Raw genomic sequence first — 20223 nt, 5'->3', positions numbered from 1 at the left:
CGCATGCGGGCAACCATTTTTGTGGGTGGCACGGATTTGGCCCTCAATGGAACGGGGAATGCACATGATGCCCTGGTGACCGGTGGAAACACCGCTATCGATATTGGACTTCGAGTGCAAAGAAAACAAATGGCGAACGATCCAGGGATGCTGAAACGGTTGAAACACGACCTGATTACGGCCTGCGTGATTGGAACCGTGATCGCCGTTTCGATCGCCAGCGCAGCGATCGTCCTGGGACATGTCGGGGACACCGAGGCTCGACGACTGCTGGAGGCAATCATTCCCACAAGTCGCCTGTTCTGTTCGTCTCTCTTAACGGTGTCTGCCACCATTTTGGCGTTGATGTTGACGATGATCGGACTGGGAAACAACGCCGATCGCAACCTTGCCGATGCGCATTACCACCGAATCATCAAGATCGCCTTGTATGATGCGATCTTATTCTGTGCCGCGGCGATCATGTTCGTATTGCATTGTGTCCCCGTTTATGAATCCGATTCGTTGCCGGGATGGTGGTATCCGACGATCTATTACGGCGTGCTGATTGCATCCTCGTTACTGGCCGGCGGGGCGGTCGCGATCGTCAGCCTGCTGTACTTGGCGGTGAAAGACGTCGTCCAGATCGTAGCACTGGGACAAACCGATCATCGCTACGCTGCCTGCCAAACGGACGAGGATGACGCGTCATCGACCACCGATCACGCGTGACCCGATCATCCGCGGACTAACTTCGCAGCAAGCAGTGAGGTAAGAGTCTTTCAGAATATCGGCCGTTTTGGCGCTGTGAAGCCTTTCGTAGCGGAACTCGTCAAGAGTTTCGGGGGCATTCATCATGGAACGAAAGTCTTGACGACTTCCGCTACGCTAAATTAGCACAAACCCTATAAAGAAAGATGCTTCACAGCGTTGCCCCAAACGGCTAACGAGATTTTCACACAATGATTCCTGCCTACCTGCTTCGATTCGCGAAACCGACCCTGGTCGCGCCGCGTCTCATTCGGGGGTAGATCCAGCGGCGTGGGGATCTTTAGCAAGATCCACTACGTTCATGACCCCACTGCACAGGTCGATTTGTGATCTCGGTCATCCATTTAGGATAAGATGGCTGTATTCGATTATCCCCAACATCGATCACAACGCCTCCCAATGCTACCTACCACAGAATCCGCCACCCGCTCCGCTCGCCGGCGTCTCGTTCGCCTTGCGACCGCTTGTAGTTTTGCTATCGCTGGATTTGCCTTGCCGGTGAAGGCCGACGAGGTGGAATTCAATCGCGACATTCGCCCGATCTTTTCCGATACCTGCTTCAAATGTCATGGGCCCGATGCAAATACTCGCGAGGCCGGTTTACGATTGGACCAGCGTGAGGCGGCGGTCGAAGACTTGGGCGGGTACGCAGCGATTGTGCCTGGAAACGCGGACGAAAGCGAAGCGGTAGCACGTATCGAAAGCGAGGATCCCGAACTGCGGATGCCGCCACCCGATTCAGGTTTGGTTCTGACCGCGGACCAACGGTTGCGTGTGCGACAATGGATTGACCAAGGTGCAAAGTACCAGCGGCACTGGGCATTCGAACCGATCACCCGGCCAACGGTACCGGCCGAATTTGATTTACACCAGCCAATCGATGCCTTCGTATCGAAGCGATTGAAACAAGCGAGTTTGGAACCGCTCGGGCCAGCGTCACCGACCACCCAGCTCCGCCGCGTCACGCTCGATCTAACAGGATTGCCGCCAACGATCGAGCAGACACAGCGGTTCTTGGCCGATGTTCATTCCGTGGGAATCGACGTGGCTTACGAAAACGCCGTCGACCGACTGCTGCATTCACCACGCTTCGGCGAACGGATGGCGTGGCAGTGGTTGGAAGCGGCTCGCTATGCCGACACCGATGGTTACCAAAATGACGGACCGCGAGAAATGTGGCGTTGGCGAGATTGGGTGATCGACGCCTACAACCAAAATCTGCCGTTTGATCAATTCACGATTATCCAACTTGCGGGCGATCTGTTGCCTAATCCAAGTGAATCCGATTTGATCGCGACCGCGTTCAATCGCAACCACCGCTATAACTCGGAAGAAGGCATTCCGATCGACGAGTTTCTGCTCGAAAACGCCGTCGATCGTGTCGATACCACGGCAACCGTTTGGATGGGCATTACCGTGGCTTGCGCTCGATGTCACGATCACAAGTACGATCCGTTCAGCCAACGCGAGTACTACCAATTGATCGACTATTTCAACGACGTCGCCGAAAGCGGACGCGCGATCAAGTTCGGCAATTCTGAACCCTGGATCAAAACACCAAATGACGTCCAACGAACGCAACTCGAAAAACACCGGCAACGCGTCGCAACGTGTCGAGCAAGACTTGATGCAGCCAACGACGAACTGAGCGAGGCCCAGAGAGCATGGGAATCGACGGCCGACTTTGCTTCGCTGCCGCCCGTCGTCCATCACGGGCTGGACCATTTCTTTGACTTCGACTCGCCCAATAAACGTGTCGTTTTTAAAGGCGACACGCTGGCGTCGCAGAAACAATCCACTTCGCCAACCGGTCACTTTGGCAACACCGCCACGGTCTCAGGCCGCGATCACTATGAACTCGGAAAGATCCCGGGACTGGTCGGCAACGCACGGTTTTCGATCGCGTTTTGGATGTCGCCGGAACAAACCGATGCGGGGGTCGTGTTGTCAAACGAACAAGCCAGCACGAAACGCGAAGGCATTTTCGTCGAGTTCGTCAATGGACATTTGCGGTGGAACATCAACAGCCGCTGGATCTCGGGGGTATCAACGATCCAAACGCAGCGAACCTTTGCACCGCGCCAATGGAAACACATCGTCTTGACCAACGACGGGACACAGCGAGCACAAGGCATGAAGATTTATGTCGACGGTGTACTGCAACCGGTCGAGGTCATTCGAAACACCAACAGCAACACCGCCAATCGAAACCACGGCGGTACGATGAGGATCGGCTACAGCCCGCATGCCGGTCGCTGGAAAGGCCAAGTCGACCAGCTTCGTTTCTATACGACTCGCACGCTGGCGGCCGACGAAGCGGAACTGCTGGCGGTTGCGAATTCACCAAAAACGATCGCCGCGATTCCCGAGGATCGACGGACCGAGCGTCAATCGCGTGTCCTCCGCACCGTTTATCTCGAGAACACCGACAACACCGCACACCGTCAATGGTTTTCCGAACTAAGCGATGCCATCGCGGCGGAAACCAAGTTTTTTGACTCGGTGCCCACGACGATGATCATGCAAGATCTACCCAACGGCCGTCCGTCGTTCGTGCGATCACGCGGGGTGTACGACCAATTGGGCGAAGCGGTTACCGCGGGCGTACCCGCTGTTTTGACGTCCGCGAACCAGCCCACCGATCGGCTCGCCTTTGCTCGATGGTTGGTCGATGGAAAACATCCGCTGACCGCGCGGGTGACCGTGAATCGTTATTGGCAGTTGCTGTTTGGCCATGGTCTGGTCAATACACCCGAGGATTTTGGGTCGCAGGGAGATTTGCCGACGCACCCTGAATTGCTGGATTGGTTGGCGTCGGAGTTCATGGATGGCGGCTGGGACATCAAAGCCATTTTGAAAACCATCGTCACCAGTGACACCTACCGTCGCAGTTCCCAAGTCACCCAAGAGCATCGAAGTCAGGATCCCGACAACCGTCTTTACGCGCGAGCTCCGCGAAAGCGATTGCCAGGCAACGTGCTGCGTGACCAAGCGTTACAAGTCTCCGGATTGTTGGTGGAAACAATCGGCGGCCCGAGCGTGTACCCCTACCAGCCCGCTGGGCTGTGGAAAGAGGCGAGCAACTTTACGTACAAAGTTGGTAAAGGCGATGACCTTTATCGCCGCAGTCTGTACACGTATTGGAAGCGGACGCTGTCGCCGCCCACGATGGCACTGTTGGACACCGCAGACCGCGAGTGGTGTTCGGTCAAACCGCGTCAGACAAACACGCCGCTGCAATCGTTGACCCTGCTGAATGACGTGACCTTTGCCGAAGCGGCGCGCAAATTTGGTGAGCAGATGCTGCAAAACGGAAGCAGCGATGACGAGCGGATCACGTACGCGTTTCGTCGTCTGTTATGCCGCGACCCGTCGGCGGCCGAGACGAAGGTGCTAAAGGATGCGCTGGACACGTATCGTGGCGAATTTTCGCAGTCGGCTGAACAAACCAAGGCAGTTTTGTCGATCGGACAGTCCGAGTCGCTTGAAAAATATTCGGCTGTCGATCGGGCGGCGATGACGGTGCTGGCCAACGTCCTATTGAACTTAGAAGAGGCGACCACTCGTGACTAGAGAATCGACGAACCCCATGCATCCGAAAACCGCCGACCCCTGTAGCGGAAGTCGTCAAGACTTTCGTGATTCAACGAACCGTTCGAAACGATTGACAAATTCCGCGACGCCAGCAATTTTTCCAAAGGTCCTTAACCGCCGCGACCTGTTGGCGTCCGCCTCGGCAACGCTCGGTGGTGCGGCAGCCGCATCGCTATTGGACCCGTCATCGACGTTCGCCGCCGCGGTGGGACCACGAGGGCTGCATTTCACGCCCCGCGCCAAACGCGTGATCTATTTGTTTCAATCCGGTGGCCCGCCTCAGCACGACATGTGGGACTACAAGCCGTATTTGAACAAGGTGCATGGCGAAGAAACGCCCGCGTCGGTGTTCGGAGGGCAACGGTTGACCGGCATGACCGCAGGTCAATCCTCGTTTCCGGTGGCCCGATCCACTTTCAATTTCAAACAACATGGCGACAGCGGTGCCTGGGTCAGCGACGTGTTACCGCACACCGCAAGGATCGTCGACGATCTGTGCATCATCAAATCGATGCATACCGATGCGATCAACCATGACCCCGCGATCACGTTCCTGCAAACCGGTTTTCAAATCGCGGGACGCCCCAGTATTGGGTCGTGGATGAGCTACGGTCTGGGCAACGAAAACGCGAACTTGCCTGCCTTCGTCGCGATGCTTTCCGGCAGCGGTGGACAACCGCTGTACGATCGGTTGTGGGGCAGCGGTTTTCTGCCGTCGGTACACCAAGGCGTGCGATTCCGCAGCGGCAAGTCGCCCGTGTTGTATTTGAACAACCCGCCTGGATTCAGTCCAAAGCTGCGACGGGACACCTTGGATCGACTGTCCCAGCTGAACCAATTTCGTGCGGACGAGGTGGGCGACCCCGAGATCGTCTCGCGGATTGCTCAGTACGAGATGGCGTATCGCATGCAAACCTCGGTGCCGGAGTTGACCGACGTCTCGGATGAACCCAACAGCACCTTTGAACTGTACGGCGAAGACGCGCGGAAACCGGGCACCTATGCGCACAACGCGTTGATCGCCAGACGGCTTAGTGAGCGTGGAGTGCGATTTGTGCAGCTGTTCCATCGCGGCTGGGACACGCACGGCGGGTTGCCGAAACAATTGAAGGCTCGCTGCCGAGAGACTGACCAAGCGACGGCCGCCTTGATCACCGATCTGAAGAATCGCGGGATGCTGGACGAGACCTTGGTGGTATGGGGTGGCGAATTTGGTCGGACGGTCTATTGCCAAGGCGATTTACAACCAGCCAACTACGGCCGCGATCATCACCCCCGCTGCTTCACGATGTGGATGGCCGGCGGCGGAATCAAGCCTGGCATCACATATGGAGCGACGGATGAGTACGGTTACAACATCGTCGAAAATCCGCTCAGCGTTCACGATTTGCACGCCACGATTCTGCATCAATTGGGCGTCGATCACGAAAAGTTGACGTTCAAATTCCAAGGCCGGCATTATCGATTGACCGACGTGCACGGTGAAGTCGTCAAACCGCTGCTTCGTTAGCCAGGCATATCGTAGCCGAACGTCATTCGCACACTTGGAATCGGCATTCGCAGACGTTCCTGGCTCCCCTCTCCGTGGATCGAAAGTCTTGACGACTTCCGCTACGCAAAAAAATAGACAAACCCTAGAGTAAAAACTCTTCATCGCGTTGCGTTTTGGCGTTAGTCACGGTTCCCGAGTTCGACCAGGGTTCCGCCACCTCTCCACCAACTTCGTTGGGGGAGAGGTCGTACGGAGCCTTCAGCGACGTTCGGGTGAGGGGGCGACCGAGCAAGTTGCTCGCCGACGATAACGCCGTTTGCACCGGACTTGCTCGGACGATAGCGCGGTCGCCCCCTCACCCGAGCAACGCCTTGAGGGCGTGCTCGACCTCTCCCCCGACTTCGTCGGTGGAGAGGTGACGATCTAATTCGTCGCAATTAAACCCAACCCTTCACCGTGAACGGTTACCTTTCTCTTTCGAACTTTAATCGTACAAGATGCAACAAATCATTGCTTCTGGCCGCCCAACGTGACTGCACATCGGTTTATAATCGGACTTCTTGTCACATTGAATTTCGCCTGCTGCTGAAATCTAATCCCCCCGAACGAAACACGAGAAGTCACCATGAGTGCCGACACCACCCCGCAAGCGATTGCGGACATGAAGCAAGAGCAGCTGCCGGTTCCGCAGCACAAGCTTCATGGCTGGACGCACTTCGTCGGTTTGTACGCGGGTGAGCATGTGGCGGCGACCGAGTTTGTGATCGGGGCGACTTTTGTTGCCCTTGGCGCGACGACGATGGACATCCTGATCGGGCTGCTGGTCGGCAATATCCTGGCGATCCTCAGTTGGACGCTGATCACGGCGCCGATCGCGGTCCAGACTCGGCTCAGCCTGTATACGTATCTGCACAAGATCGCTGGCGACTCGATGACCGACCTTTACAACTGGGCCAACGTCTTGATCTTTACGGTCATCTCGGCGGCGATGATCACGGTTTCGTGTACCGCCGTGCGATTGTTGTTCAACATTCCAGCTCAGCTGCAATGGTATCCCACCAGTGCATTGTTCGTGATGGTGGTGCTTTCGGTCGGCATGATCGTCGTCTTCGTCGCGATGTATGGATTTAGCGCCGTGGCCGAATTTTCAGGACTGTGTGGGCCCTGGTTGGTGGTGATGTTCGTCAGCGGTGCCCTTGTCTTGTTCCCCGCTCTGGCGGAATCGGTGCTTGGCCGCACGACGCTAAATGGGTTCGGAGATTTCATCACGATCGGTGACCATTCGATCTGGACCGGAAAGAACAGCGCAGGAGAACCCGGCATCGGGCTATTAGAGGTGATCGGTTTTGCCTGGGCAGCCAACACGATCACCCACTTTGGTTTGATCGACATGGCGCTACTGCGATACGCCAAGCGATCGATCTACGGACTGTGTACCAGTGCGGGGATGTTATTCGGGCACTATGTCGCCTGGATTTGCGCAGGCATCATGGGCGCCGGAACCGCGGTGCTGCTCAAATCCACGATCATCGAACTTGACCCTGGCGATGTCGCCTATCGCGCGTTGGGGCTTTCTGGTTACGTGATTGTGATCATTGCGGGCTGGACGACCGCGAACGCGAATCTGTACCGAGCCGGGTTGGCGGCCCAGGCCATCTTTTACAACCACTCCCGCAAGGGAGTCACGTTTACGGTCGGCTGTGTGACGGTCGTGGTTGCATGTTTCCCGTTCGTGTTCGGCCAAATGCTTCCGCTGCTGACCTACGCCGGTCTACTGGTCGTTCCGGTAGGCGGAATCGTGTTTGCCGAACATGTCGTTTTTCCTCGTATCGGTTTCACCCGCTACTGGGTCACCTACCGCAAACTAAATCACAGCACGCCGGCAGTCGCATCATGGGCGGCTGGATTGGTGTTCGGTTTCGGGCTGAACGCGATGCAGGTGATGTCGTTTTATTATCTGTTCCTGCCGACATGGCTATTCACCATCATCCTCTACACGTTCCTGGCCAAATTGTATGGCGCCGCCGAAGAGTATCCGGCCGAACAAGAGGCCGAACGTAAGAAGAACGAAGCGATCAAGGAGTTTCAAATCCAGCAGGCGATCGAGGAGGGCGAACCGGTGAAGGATCATTCGATGTTCTCTAAGGTGTTGCACGTCTTCTCGCGAAGCAGTCTGGGATTGACCGTCGTGCTAGCACTGATGGTGATGTTCTGGAGTCCCGATCTAGAGACCTACGAGCAGAACCGCGACATTTTTTACACCTGGGCCTTTGTGTTCACGATCACCTACTTTGTCTTTGCCTACTGGGTACTGCATCGGCGAAAGGCACTGAACCCGCAACACAATGATTGATGAAACCGTCGGGCTAAAGATGACTCGTAGCGGAAGTCGTCAAGACTTTCGATTCACGGCGAGTGTCCCCGAAACTCTTGACGAGTTCCGCTACACAGCGATTGATCCAAACGCTACTAACCAACGAAACATTCAAAACAACCCACTGAAGATTTGCGAGAGAATTTCATGAGCACCCCCATTCCGCTAAGCCAGGAAAACCTGCCACAGCTCTCCACCGCAATCGCACGCCCCACGTATGACCGCAGCAAACTCAAGACCGGCATCGTGCATATCGGCGTCGGCGGGTTTCATCGATCGCACGAGGCCTACTATACCGATGCTCTGATGAACTCGGGTGATTTTTCGCAGTGGGGCATCTGTGGTGTCGGATTGCGCGAGCCCGATCGCAAGATTGCGACCATCTTAGAACAGCAAGATTATCTGTACACGTTGATCGTCCGGCATCCTGGCGGCAAGATCGAAAACCGGGTGATTGGTTCGCTCGTCGATTTCATGATGGGAATCGACGATCCACAGGCGGTGATCGACCGGATGGCCAACCCCGACACGAAGATCGTCTCGCTGACGATCACCGAAGGGGGCTATAACGTCGATGCCGACAGTGGTGAATTTGACATGGCTAACCCCGAAGCACAGCACGACTTGCAGAATCCGCAACAGCCCAAACTGGCGTTTGGCTATTTGACCGCGGCGCTACGACAGCGACGCGACAAGGGCATCCCGGCCTTCACCGTCCAGTCGTGTGACAACATCCAGCACAATGGCAACCTGACTCGCAAAATGGTGCTGGGTTTTGCCCGTCAGCAGGATCCGGAATTGGCACAGTGGATCGAGCGTGAAGTCTGCTTCCCCAACGCGATGGTCGACCGCATCACGCCAGTCACAACGGCGGCGGATATCAGCTATCTCGAACAGGAAATGGGACTGCAGGACCAGTGGCCGGTGACCTGTGAACCGTTTTGCCAATGGGTGATCGAAGACGATTTCTGCGACGGCCGTCCCGCCTGGGAAAACGTCGGAGCCCAGTTCGTTCCCGATGTCACGCCGTACGAAAAGATGAAGATCCGGCTGCTCAACGCCGGCCATTCGGTCCTGGGAATCCTGGGTTCGATCTATGGTCATCAAACGATTGATGAATGTGTTTCGGACGAACTGTTTGCGACGTACCTGCGTCAATTCATGGACATCGAGGCCACACCGGTTCTGGACGCCGTCGAAGGCATCGACTTGGACGCCTACAAAGACACGCTGATCGAGCGATTTGGAAACCCGAACATCAAAGACAAACTGTCGCGAATTTGTTTGGAAAGCTCCAGCAAATTGCCCGTCTTTCTGATTCCCACGATCACCGAGAATCTCGAGCGAGGCGGCAGCATCCAGTATGCAGCGTTAGTGATTGCGACATGGTGTTGGTACAGCGACCAAGAGGTGAATCAATACAACAAGGAACTCGAGATCATCGACGGCAAGCGAGCGGAGCTGCATCAAGCGGCCGCCGCCACACGCGACGACCCCTTGTCGTTTCTAAGGCTGACGTCGGTGTTTGGAGAACTGGCAAAGAACGAGCGGTTCGCCAAGGTGTACACCGAGATGATCAACAAGATCTACGAGGACCCCGACGTCTCACTTCAGATGCGAAAGATTGTAAAAGCCAACCAGTAAGGCCGGTTCCCACATTGTCATTACCCGAAATCTCAGTCGCGATAGCGACGACAGCAGTGAGCGTGATTAGCTGGCGTCACTACCGACGCTCAATCCCGTTTCCACGCGTCTCGCTGGAGAGGAAACGACCAGAGTAAGATCACGATCAAAAATCGATCCGAAATCCGTAGCGGAAGTCGTCAAGACTTTCGACGGGCATCAACGTGGTCCAAGCTGCCCGATGTTTGGGATCAGCCTTCGTATGTGGAGAACAGGTGAAGATGCGGTACGCCATGCCGTACGCTGCGTTCTCGCTGCTGACAACGATTTAAAAGTCGGCGTGGGGGAACGAGGTGCCCTGGCACGTATCCCCCACACACCCTGCTGTCGCCTCTACCGGGGCTGATGGATATTTCGGTGGAATGCCTTCCCACGGCTCACGCCGTGGGCTATGTGCTGCCGTCCCTACCGGGACTGAGTGATCTCGGCTTTGCACGATGACGCGGCGGGACGTTGCTATTTTGGTGCCGGAGGCACCTTCAGCGATAGCCTTGGACTTTAGTCCAAGGTTTCGGAGCCTCGGTGGGCCGCCAGTCGCGGAGCGACGTTTTGTGACGAACGATCGAAACACAAATCGTCCCGTTGGGACGCGGGTCGACGTTGACGAACATTCCTCGGACTAAAGTCCGAGGCTATCGAAAAGAGTCGCTCCGCGACAGCTGCGTGATATGCATTCCGGTGTTTCCTTGTTGTCTGCGAACGCATCGTTGCCATACCGACGCTCGATGATATTGCTGGAATGGATCGAGTACGAATGAGTCGCTTCGGGTGCTGACCCGGAAATGATTGCCCGCGAATAACGCGAATTGACGCGAATGTTTTTATCATCCGATTTGGATTCGCGTTCATTCGCGTCATTCGCGGGCCAACTATCTTCGCATTCTCTTGGGACTTTGTCGCGCAGGTTGAGGGAGGAACGGCTTCGTCAGCGTCCAGCTAGGTTTTCGATCTGCGTGGAAGCGAGAAGAAAAGGGACGCGAGGTAATTTGAACGTGGCTGCCATTGCGTCAATCTGTCATTTGATATTTTGAGAGATCGCTGTCTTTTGGTGGGACACACCCATTTCCGATATTTTCCTCCTCCCATTTTTTAACCCTTTTATTTTCTAACCTTCTCGTCCGATGCACCGCAACTCTGCCGCTGACACAGTCAGTCTCGTGTAGATCATGCGTCGTTCGACACCGGCTAACCAGGATGGAGAAGAGGTTAAAAGATGAGGGGTTAGAAAATTTAAGAAGGGAAAGCTATCGCTGCGCTGGCGGGGGACTCGCGGACAGAGCGGTTGTTCATCGTCGAACAAATCAAAGGGGTCAAACAAATCAAAGGCGTCAAACCTCTTTGTTCTGTTCAACTGAACAAATCAAAGGGGTCAAACCTCTTTGTGAACAAATCAAAGGGGTCAAACCTCTTTGTTCTGTTCAACTGAGTAAACTCTCTGCATTGATAAGACTTGTTTGCGTTTCGCGATTGTATTCTGCGTAACTTCAACAGCTGATTTTCTGTGAGCCTTCTGCACGTACCTTGCTGTCGCCCCTACCGGGGCTAACGGTTGTTTGGTGGACTGCGTTCCCACGGCTCACGCCGTGGGCTATGTGCTGCCGTCCCTGTCGGGACTGACCGATCTAATGGTTGCTTTGGGTGATGGGCCGGAAATGATTGCCCGCGAATTGACGCAAATGTTTTTATCATCCGATTTGGATTCGCGTTCATTCGCGCCATTCGCGGGCCAACTATCTTCGCATTCTCTTGGGACTCTGTCGCGCGGGTTGAGAGGGGGAACGGCTTCGTCAGTGTCCAGCTAGGTTTTCGATTTGCATGGACGAGATGGAGACGAGGTTAAAAAATGAGGGGTTAGAAAATTTAAGAAGGGAAAGCTATCGGCGCTGGCGGGGGACTCGCGGACAGAGCGGTTGTTTTCTGTCGTGTTGCGATTGACGCTGAACATTGCTATCGCTGCGCGCAGACATGGACTCTAACGGTGACCCAGTGGCAATCCAAATCGTTTAGGACGGCCGCAGCCTTTCAGGGAACGCTCCGTCGATCCCTCGCTTTGATTACCGGATCCTCACCCCTACGACGTAACTGCAGCGCAGCGACCGCGGTCCGTTTGCAACTGGACGCGTGACATCCTCCCCCCGTCCAATGACAATCAACCCACCATCGGACGCAAGTCAAGTCGCTTTGCTGTCGTCGTGCTGACTCATTCGTCAACGCGAGTTTGCGAAAAAAATTTCCGACTCCGCTGCATCCCACTGCGTTTCATTTGACTCCGGAAAATCCTTGATTTCCGAGCCGCTGCCGCCGCTGCAACAACTGCTTTTTGCTGACCAGCTGCGGAATTCTCGAAATTGGGCTGGACGCTCTATATCCGCATAGGCGAATATCCATATACATTCGCCTGGACGCATATAGATCACGGAACCGCCGTCCTCGCGTCCTTCTCCGTTTTTCGATGACGGAGATTTCGTTTCTTTAGTGCAAAGGATTTTCAATGAAACGCATGAAGTTGCATGTTCGCATGCTAGCCGCTTTGACAATCGCTGGATGCTCGCTCGCGCCGATCGCTTCACTCAAAGCCCAACAGGTCACTCCGCCACAAGCGGTCGCTGCGAGCCCCGCGGTCGCCGCGATGCAAAAGGCTGCCCAAGATGGCAAGTACCTGTTCATTTACTTCTGGAAACAGGAGGACCGGCAGACCGAATCGATGCAGACGGTCTTTCAGCAGACAACCAAGGAAATGGCGGAGGTCGCCGACGCGATCCGCGTGCAGATTACCGACCCCGATAACGCGGCCCTCGTGAAACAGTTCGGCGTCGACCGCGCTCCCATGCCTTTAGCCCTGGCGGTCGCCCCCAACGGTGCGGTGACTCGCGGACTGCCGGTATCCTTCGAAGCCCAACAATTGCGGGACGCGATCGTCAGCCCCGGCACCGCCGCCACGTTGAAGGCGATGCAGGATCGCAAGTTGGTGCTGCTGTGCGTGCAACCCGCCGCTGATGCCACGGCGTTTCCAGGCGCCCTGGAATTGACCCGCGACCAGCGTTTTGCTGCTTCGACACAGATCGTCAACATCGACCCCACCGAAGCATCGGAACACAGTTTTCTAAAGTCACTGGGCGTCGAACCGTCGGCCAGCGACGGAACCATGGTCGTGCTGACTCCGCCCGGTCAGGCGGTGGCGACCTTTGCCAAGCATGCCAGTAAAGAGCAGATCGTCGAGAAGCTGACCGCGCTCAGCTCTGCTTGCTGCCCCGACGGGCAATGTGGTCCCGGCGTCCAATGTGCTCCCGGCCAGCAGTGCTGTCCCGGCGGAAATTGTGCTCCCGCACAAAAATAGCCCACCGTCCGATTCGCCCCACCACCCTATTCGCTACTGAGTAAGGAGACAACGCAATGAACTTGAGGACATTAGTCTGGCGCGAGCTGTTCGAGCGAAAGAGCCAGATGATCACGATTTTTACGGGCATCCTGCTGGGGATCACCACCGTCATCGCGATCAAGAACATCACCTACTATTCCGAGATGGCCGTGGCCCGGGAAATGGACAGTTTGGGTGCCAACGTGTTGGTATTACCCAAGTCCGTGACGCTGCAGGACTACTACTCGGCCGACATGCACAACGACACGATTCCCGAGGAATACGCGCTGCGGTTGACGATGTCGAACCTCGCCGGCGTCGACAACCTTTCCCCCAAGTTGTGCGTGCCGGTGGAACTCGACGGTCGTTCCTTCACGCTGACGGGGATCCTGCCCAAGAGTGAATTCCAAGCCAAAGCGGCCTGGGGCGGTGCCGGGATCTTCTCGCGGCCGATCGGCTGTGGAGCGATCGACGTCGGCGGCTCGAGCGAATCCGAAGACCCCAAGACGCTCGTTCGCAACCGCGTCATCGACGACCTGGCGACTGACGAAGCTTTGGTGGGTGCCGACACGGCGGCGGTGATGGGAATCAAGGAAGGCCAATCGCTGGAGTTGATGGGTAAACAGTTTTCGGTCGTCGCGGTGTTGCCGGAAACGGGAACCGTCGACGACTCACGGATCTTTGCTCACTTGCACACGGTGCAAGAGATGTCCAACCAAGATGCGGTGGTCAGCTGTATCGAAATCGTGGGCTGCTGCAAAGAGATTTCGGCGGGGCTTGTCGACAACGTTAACGACTTGTTGCCCGATGCCAAAGTCGTGACGGTCGCCCAGGTGGTGGCCACACAGACCAAGGTCAACGGCATGATGGAAAAACTGTCGATGGTGTTTGTGGCGATCATTGTGGTGATCGGCGGCGCGGGCATCGCCAATTTTATGTTCGCCAACGTTTACGAACGCCGCCGCGAAATCGGCACGCTGATGTCGTTGGGTGCGGAATCCAAATTGATCCTGCGAATCTTCATGCTCAAAGCCTTGCTGTTGGGCGTTGCCGGGGGCGTGGGCGGATACGTGATCGGCACCACCCTTGCGGTCACCCTGGGGCCTCGTCTGGCCAACGTGCCCGTGCTGCCCATGCCGGTGCTGGCGTTTTGGGCGATCGGGATTTCGGTTGGCACGGCGCTGTTGGCCAGCTACTTCCCCGCCCGCAACGCGGCACGTCTGGATCCCGTCACATCCTTCAAGGAGGTTTAAACCATGTTGTCGATGCAAAATGTAACCAAGACCTATGAAATGCACCGCCAGAGCGTGGTGGCGCTAGACGATGCGACGTTGGAGATTCCCAAAGGCGACTTTGTGTCGTTGATCGGGCCCAGCGGCAGCGGCAAAAGTTCGCTGCTGGTGATGCTCGGCGGGATGCTCTCTCCCAGCTCGGGACGAGTGCTGTTGAACGGGCAGTCGATGTACGATTTGAACACCGACGAACGTGCTCGGTTGCGGAAGACGGACATCGGGTTTGTGTTTCAGACCTTCAATCTGATCCCCTACCTGTCGGCTCAAGAGAACGTGCAGATCCCGCTGTACCTGGCTGGTAAGAACGTCGCCGAGCAACGCGACCGAGCCGCCGAGCTGCTGGAGCGGGTTGGCCTGGGCGATCGCCTGGATCACAAACCGACCGAATTGAGTGTCGGCCAGCAGCAGCGAGTCGCGCTGGCGCGGATGCTAGCCAATGATCCGGTCGTGATCCTGGCGGACGAACCGACGGGGAATTTGGATCCAGAAACCAGCGAGCAGGTTATCGGTTACTTCGAGGAATTCAACCGCGAAGGGCGGACGATCGTGATGGTCACTCACAACCCGGAAGCGGCCGAACGAGCCAAACGCGTGCTCAAGCTTCGCAATGGCAAAATCGTCGACGACCGCGCGTCGTTGCCTTCCGTCGACGCCGCATAGACTGCAAATACTTCGGTTGATCCAGTCGCGTCCCCCCGGCTACAATGCCACGCCAATCGGCATGGTGGCGTGCGGGGTACGCGACTGCCGAACCACATCTGCAAAGGCCCTTCGATCATGACTTCGACGACAAAACGACGCTCGCGGGGAACCATATCGAACGTTGCCTTGGCAGACCTCGGCGAACAGATCAACACGGTCTTTCGGGCCTTCGCCGACAGCACGCGGTTGCGGATATTGCATCGCCTAGTCGACGACGAAATCTGCGTGGGCGACCTTGTCGAAATCCTGCAACTGCCGCAGCCCACGGTATCACGGCACCTAGCGTATTTACGCAAAGCCCATCTGGTCGACGTCCGCAAAGAAGGACTCTGGTCGTACTATTCGCTGGCCCCCGCCCAATCCTGTTTTCAGCAGAAGCTCTACGACTGCCTTACCGATTGCTTCAATGAGGTCCCCGAATTGCGGGACGATGCGCTTCGCGCCCAGCAGTTGAAGGAATCCGGCGGTTGCTGCGAATAGGCCTTCGCAACGCGACCCAATCCAGCCATCGACGGCGCAAATCACACACTAAACCTTGGGGCCGCTGGCGACGCTATAATCGACCGATGGGGAGCGGCGAAATTGGCCAAATAGGCTTCTGATCGCAACGACGCCTGCAGCGATGCTTGATTCCCGGAATCGGCGTTCGACTCCTGCTCCGCCTCATTCCATTGCTCATCTTTCTCTTGTGTGATCCACCTTCATGCCCGACAAAAGTCTTCACGACAGCATTGCGTTGTTGATTGATGCAGACAACGCGCCAGCTGCAAAGATCGACTTCATCATCTCTGAATTGGCCACCTACGGCATTGTCAACATCCGAAAAGCCTATGGAAATTGGACCAAGCGTCCACTGGAAGGATGGAAGAAAGTGCTGCATGAGTACGCGATCGCACCGACACAATGTTTCGATTTGGTGAAAGGAAAAAACGCGACTGATATGGCGCTGCTGATCGACGCCATGGACATCCTGTACACCAAGCAGGTCCGTACGTTCGGACTGGTTTCATCCGATTGTGACTTCACCCCGCTGGCGCTGCGAATACGTGAGGACGGAAAGCAAGTGATCGGGTTCGGTCGACAAAACTCACCGGAGCCCTTTGTGTTGGCGTGTAGCCATTTCATCTATTTAGACGAAGACGATCACGACAATACGCCGCAAAAGAAAAAAGAGCATTCGGTGTCGTCGTTGAAACAGAACACGAAACTGATGAACACGCTTCGAACCGCGGTCAAGGAAGCCGCCGACGACGATGGCTGGGCGTCACTCGGCCCCGTGGGATCTCATATTTCCAACCAAGGACCTTTCAATCACCGCACCTACGGTTTTCCCAAACTCAGTGACATGTTCGAAGCGATCGATCTGTTCGATATCAAAAAGACCAAACAAGCAGGTCGGACGGCCGTTCGAGTCAGGCTGCGGAAATGAACGCGCTCAAAGCAAACAGGCTGTGACCGAGCGTGATCAAAACAGACGCGGCCGCCGCGGCCAACATTGTTGACGGTATGTTGATTGATTGAGCCGTGACGCGTCAGCGGCCGGGTCCACGCGGTACCCGGTGCCTTACGGCCAACGGCTCACCATTGCGATTTCCATTTGGATTAAATCAACAAACCGTTATCAAGTTTCGCTACGACTTGTCCGCAGGAGCCTCACTTTTCAAGCGAATCAGCACTTCGTTTCGTCGCAGCGGTCCGGGAGTGAAGGGCGGATCGTAGCCTGCGGTTTCAGCCGCTTGCTCGGCGACCAATCCCTTCTGCTCGATCCACGCTCGCAGCTTCGCTTCGGCCTCACTTGCGGTTTCGGTATTCATGATGCCTGAGAAGCGAATCACGGCAAAACGGCCACCTTTGCGTTCGCGGATTTTAACGGCCTCAGATACCGGCTCTGGCGGCCCGTCGGAAGCGACCTGCTTGGGAATCACAAACCCCATTTGACCTTTGGTTTCCTCCTCGCCCGCTTCCATAAAAACCGGCGTGGTCATCTCGATTTTTTGCTTGGCTTCGTTTCCGCCGCTGATGTAGCCAAACAGACGCATGAAGCTGCCGTCACGACCTTTGGAATCACGCTTCATTTCGGTCGCGGCCAATTTCAGATCGGGATAATCGCGGATCTCAAACTCGCCGTCGGTTTCGACCACCGTGTACTCGGCCGATTCGTACCCGGCGAACGCCCTCAAATTCCAAGCAAAGATGCCTGCGACGACCACCAATAGGATCAGGGTGATGTGACTCATTTTTCTTTTCGTCATCGAACGAATTCCGCTGTCAAGGTTCCAAGAGGAGAAGGATGACCACCAGAACTGTAGATGGACGGCAAGAGATGTGAATCGACCAAGCCGAGGTTCACCTATTTGACTTGACGCCACACCTTGATGTCATCCACTTCGACACCATCCCCCTGGCAACGAAAAACCAGCGTCGGCTTTTTCACACCGAAGGTTGGATGATTGGCTTTGAGCGATGCGTCGCCGTCGATCGTCGCGGTCACGTAGGTTTCCCATGTGGTCAATCGCAGCGTGTACCAACGGTCTTTCTCAAACGACATCGACTCGCTGGCCAGCACTTCATTGGGATCCTGTTTCGGATTTTTCTTGTCGACGTGCTTCATGATTTTCCACGCACTCGGGGTGACGATCACCGAAAACAGGTGTCCCTTTTTATCGAGTTCGCCGGGTGCCGGGTCAAAACCAAAATGAAACGCCTTGGCATCGCCGAGCAAGCGGAATCGCAATTGATAAACCGCGTTGTTGGTCTCTACCGGAAACCGGGCTGCGGCCGCATGCTTGTCCGACGCGACTTCGCTTACTTTCAGCACGCCATTTTTGACCGCCCAGTTTCCTGTATTGATGTGCCACTTACGATCAAGCGAATCGGAATCAAACGATTGATCGACGACCAGCTCGCTATTGGCCGGTGGAGCCTGCTGGGCAACCGCCAAGCTACTGGAAAGCAAGCAAACACAACACGCCGCAAATGAGATTCGAATCATCATGGGAATATCCATCAGTGAAAAAGGAAGTGAGTAAAAGGGAAAGGCGACAAAAAAGATTGTACCAGCCAATCAACCCGACCGAAAAACTCGCTCGTCATCATCATTTGACCCCGTGCAAGACCGATCTCTGATGTCCTTAACTGCAACCGAATTAGGTCAAGAGTACGATTAAGATTAAGAAGGAAAAAAGAGTCGTGTTGGGGTAACATCGTAATTTTTGGAATTCCGTGGCCCTTGCTGGCGAAAACCAACGCATTGGTTTGCAGACCACGTTTACCCTCGCCGCTACTTTCGGAATCACGAACATGTATCGCCTGCTCCCCCAACTCGCCATATTTGCGCTGATCGCTTGCTCGAACATCGCCACTGCACAGCCTCCAGGGCGTGGTGGCCCGCCGGGATTTGGGGGTCCCGGTGGGTCGCCGATCGAGATGATCAGTCAAATCTTTGACCAGGCCGATGCGAACCGTGATGGCTGTTTGAGCAAGCAAGAGCTGTATGCGGCGATGCAAACGATGCAGGCGAACCATCAACGCGGTCGCGGTGGACCACCGCCACAAAATGATGCCTATGGTGCCCCAGCCGGTCGCGAAATGGATCGTCAGCCTCCCGCAGGCGAACATGCCGGTCCGCCACCAAGTCCAGGCCAAGTGCTTCCTGATTTTATCGTCGAATCACTCAATTTGACCGAGCGACAAACTCGACAATTGAATGCGTTACAAGCCGATGTCACCAAACGATTGGCAGGTATCTTGACGGACGAGCAGGAAGCGCAGCTGCAAACTCCACCCCCGCCGCGCCACGGTGGCCCCGACGCTGAAGATGGTGAACGGGGTCGCCCGCAGCGACCTGAGTAAAGCTCGCAACATCCTGGCCAAAAAGCGACAAGTCGTTTCATCGCGAGCATTCACCGCTCGCGTCTGGTCGGCTACGAAACCGCCAAGACATTCGCGCCCTTGATTTGCCCACGGCGAAGGTTGCGAAGCGCCTCGTTGGCTTGCTCAAGGGGATACAGTGTGACTTCGGGCCGCAGTGGGATCTCGGCCGCCAATGGCAGAAACTCGGCAATATCACGGTGGGTCAAATTTGCGACCGATTTGATTTCACGTTCCATCCACAGATGTTCGTGATAGCTAAGCTTTAGCAATTCGCTCTTATCCGCATCCTCTTTACGGATCGCGTTGATCACCAGCCGTCCGCCAGGGCGAAGTTTTTTCATCGATTCGACGACCGGTTTCCAAGCTGGCGTGGTGTCGATGATCGCTTGCAGCGGCTGGGGCGGCACCGCATCAACGCCACCGGCCCAATCGGCGGCCAATTCGCACGCAAACTGCTGGACCGATTCGTCGCGAGTGAACACGTAGACGGGAGAGTTTGGGTACAGATGTTTTGCGGTGGGCAGCACCAGATGCCCCGAACCACCAAACCCCATCAATCCGAGTGGCTCGCCGTCGCGAAGCCCTGTTAAACGCAGTGCACGGTAGCCGATCGCGCCGGCACACATCAGCGGTGCCGCTTGCGTGTCGCTCAGTGAGTCGGGGATCGCCACCGCGTAATCTTCGGGAACGGTCATGAATTGGGCATAGCCGCCGTTGACGTCGCACCCGGTCGCAGCGAACTGAGGCGATAGATTCTCGTCCGCCGTGCCGCTGGAGTGATGAATCCAGCCGACACCGACGCGGTCACCGCTGGCAAAACGGGTGACGTTCGCACCGCACTCAACCACGCGGCCCACGACTTCGTGGCCCAATACGACTGGCAAACGAGGCGGCGTCAGTCGGCCTTCGATCTCGTCGAGCTCGGTGTGACAAACGCCACACGCCGCGACCTGAATCAACAGTTCGTTCTCTGCCGGTTCGGGCGTTGCCATCTCGACGCACTGCAAGGGATCTGGTCGCTCGTTGAGCGGAGCCGTCTGCGACAGCACCATCGCTTTCATTGAATCTTCCGTACCGATTTGTCACACCTAAAGACCTTCCCACA

General features: G+C 56.1%; 14 protein-coding genes. 11 read left to right on the top strand and 3 right to left on the bottom strand.

What is annotated here, in order from left to right:
• Positions 1 to 3: 3 nt before the first annotated feature.
• From ABEA92_RS13775 to ABEA92_RS13730, 10 genes are all read left to right on the top strand, one after another.
• A complete protein-coding gene (locus ABEA92_RS13775) occupies positions 4 to 711 on the top strand; it encodes a hypothetical protein (protein WP_345684411.1) in 708 nt (235 codons plus the stop codon).
• Positions 712 to 1149: 438 nt separating this feature from the next.
• Entirely contained in the window at positions 1150 to 4323 is a 3174-nt protein-coding gene (locus tag ABEA92_RS13770) for a DUF1553 domain-containing protein (RefSeq protein WP_345684410.1), read from the top strand.
• A gap of 16 nt (positions 4324 to 4339) precedes the next feature.
• On the top strand, positions 4340 to 5854 hold the full coding sequence (locus ABEA92_RS13765; RefSeq protein ID WP_345684409.1) for a DUF1501 domain-containing protein: 1515 nt from the start codon (positions 4340 to 4342) through the stop codon (positions 5852 to 5854).
• 607 nt (positions 5855 to 6461) lie between these two features.
• Positions 6462 to 8189 carry a purine-cytosine permease family protein gene (locus tag ABEA92_RS13760; RefSeq protein ID WP_345684408.1) on the top strand — a complete coding sequence of 576 codons (1728 nt, stop codon included), beginning with the start codon at positions 6462 to 6464 and terminating at the stop codon, positions 8187 to 8189.
• 168 nt (positions 8190 to 8357) lie between these two features.
• The gene (locus tag ABEA92_RS13755) at positions 8358 to 9854 is read left to right on the top strand and encodes a mannitol dehydrogenase family protein (protein WP_345684407.1); all 1497 of its coding nucleotides are present in this window, start codon (positions 8358 to 8360) and stop codon (positions 9852 to 9854) included.
• Positions 9855 to 12384: 2530 nt separating this feature from the next.
• Complete coding sequence (locus tag ABEA92_RS13750; protein ID WP_345684406.1) at positions 12385 to 13230, top strand: thioredoxin domain-containing protein; 846 nt, start codon at positions 12385 to 12387, stop codon at positions 13228 to 13230.
• Between the two features lie 56 nt (positions 13231 to 13286).
• Positions 13287 to 14504 carry an ABC transporter permease gene (locus ABEA92_RS13745; protein WP_345684405.1) on the top strand — a complete coding sequence of 406 codons (1218 nt, stop codon included), beginning with the start codon at positions 13287 to 13289 and terminating at the stop codon, positions 14502 to 14504.
• A 3-nt stretch (positions 14505 to 14507) separates the two neighbouring features.
• Positions 14508 to 15203 (top strand): ABC transporter ATP-binding protein, encoded by a 696-nt coding sequence (locus ABEA92_RS13740; protein WP_345684404.1) that lies wholly within the window; start codon positions 14508 to 14510, stop codon positions 15201 to 15203.
• A gap of 117 nt (positions 15204 to 15320) precedes the next feature.
• Positions 15321 to 15725 (top strand): ArsR/SmtB family transcription factor, encoded by a 405-nt coding sequence (locus ABEA92_RS13735; RefSeq protein ID WP_345684403.1) that lies wholly within the window; start codon positions 15321 to 15323, stop codon positions 15723 to 15725.
• A gap of 223 nt (positions 15726 to 15948) precedes the next feature.
• Positions 15949 to 16674, top strand: a complete 726-nt coding sequence (locus tag ABEA92_RS13730) for an NYN domain-containing protein (RefSeq protein ID WP_345684402.1) — start codon at positions 15949 to 15951, stop codon at positions 16672 to 16674.
• Between the two features lie 202 nt (positions 16675 to 16876).
• Here the strand turns inward: ABEA92_RS13730 and ABEA92_RS13725 are convergent, their stop codons facing one another.
• Together ABEA92_RS13725 and ABEA92_RS13720 are read right to left on the bottom strand one after the other, a co-directional pair.
• Positions 16877 to 17482: an SOUL family heme-binding protein gene (locus ABEA92_RS13725; protein WP_345684401.1), complete on the bottom strand. Its 606-nt coding sequence runs from the start codon at positions 17480 to 17482 to the stop codon at positions 16877 to 16879.
• A gap of 113 nt (positions 17483 to 17595) precedes the next feature.
• Positions 17596 to 18240 carry a hypothetical protein gene (locus ABEA92_RS13720; RefSeq protein ID WP_345684400.1) on the bottom strand — a complete coding sequence of 215 codons (645 nt, stop codon included), beginning with the start codon at positions 18238 to 18240 and terminating at the stop codon, positions 17596 to 17598.
• Positions 18241 to 18545: 305 nt separating this feature from the next.
• Here ABEA92_RS13720 and ABEA92_RS13715 point away from each other — a divergent pair, with 305 nt between their 5' ends.
• Positions 18546 to 19097: an EF-hand domain-containing protein gene (locus tag ABEA92_RS13715; protein ID WP_345684399.1), complete on the top strand. Its 552-nt coding sequence runs from the start codon at positions 18546 to 18548 to the stop codon at positions 19095 to 19097.
• 71 nt (positions 19098 to 19168) lie between these two features.
• Here the strand turns inward: ABEA92_RS13715 and ABEA92_RS13710 are convergent, their stop codons facing one another.
• On the bottom strand, positions 19169 to 20179 hold the full coding sequence (locus ABEA92_RS13710) for a zinc-dependent alcohol dehydrogenase family protein (RefSeq protein ID WP_345684398.1): 1011 nt from the start codon (positions 20177 to 20179) through the stop codon (positions 19169 to 19171).
• Between the last annotated feature and the right edge of the window lie 44 nt (positions 20180 to 20223).

The organism is Novipirellula caenicola, from assembly GCF_039545035.1.
In the GTDB taxonomy this organism is placed as follows: domain Bacteria; phylum Planctomycetota; class Planctomycetia; order Pirellulales; family Pirellulaceae; genus Novipirellula; species Novipirellula caenicola.
Note: the sequence above shows the minus strand (reverse complement) of the source record. Positions and strands in the feature narration are given on the sequence as shown.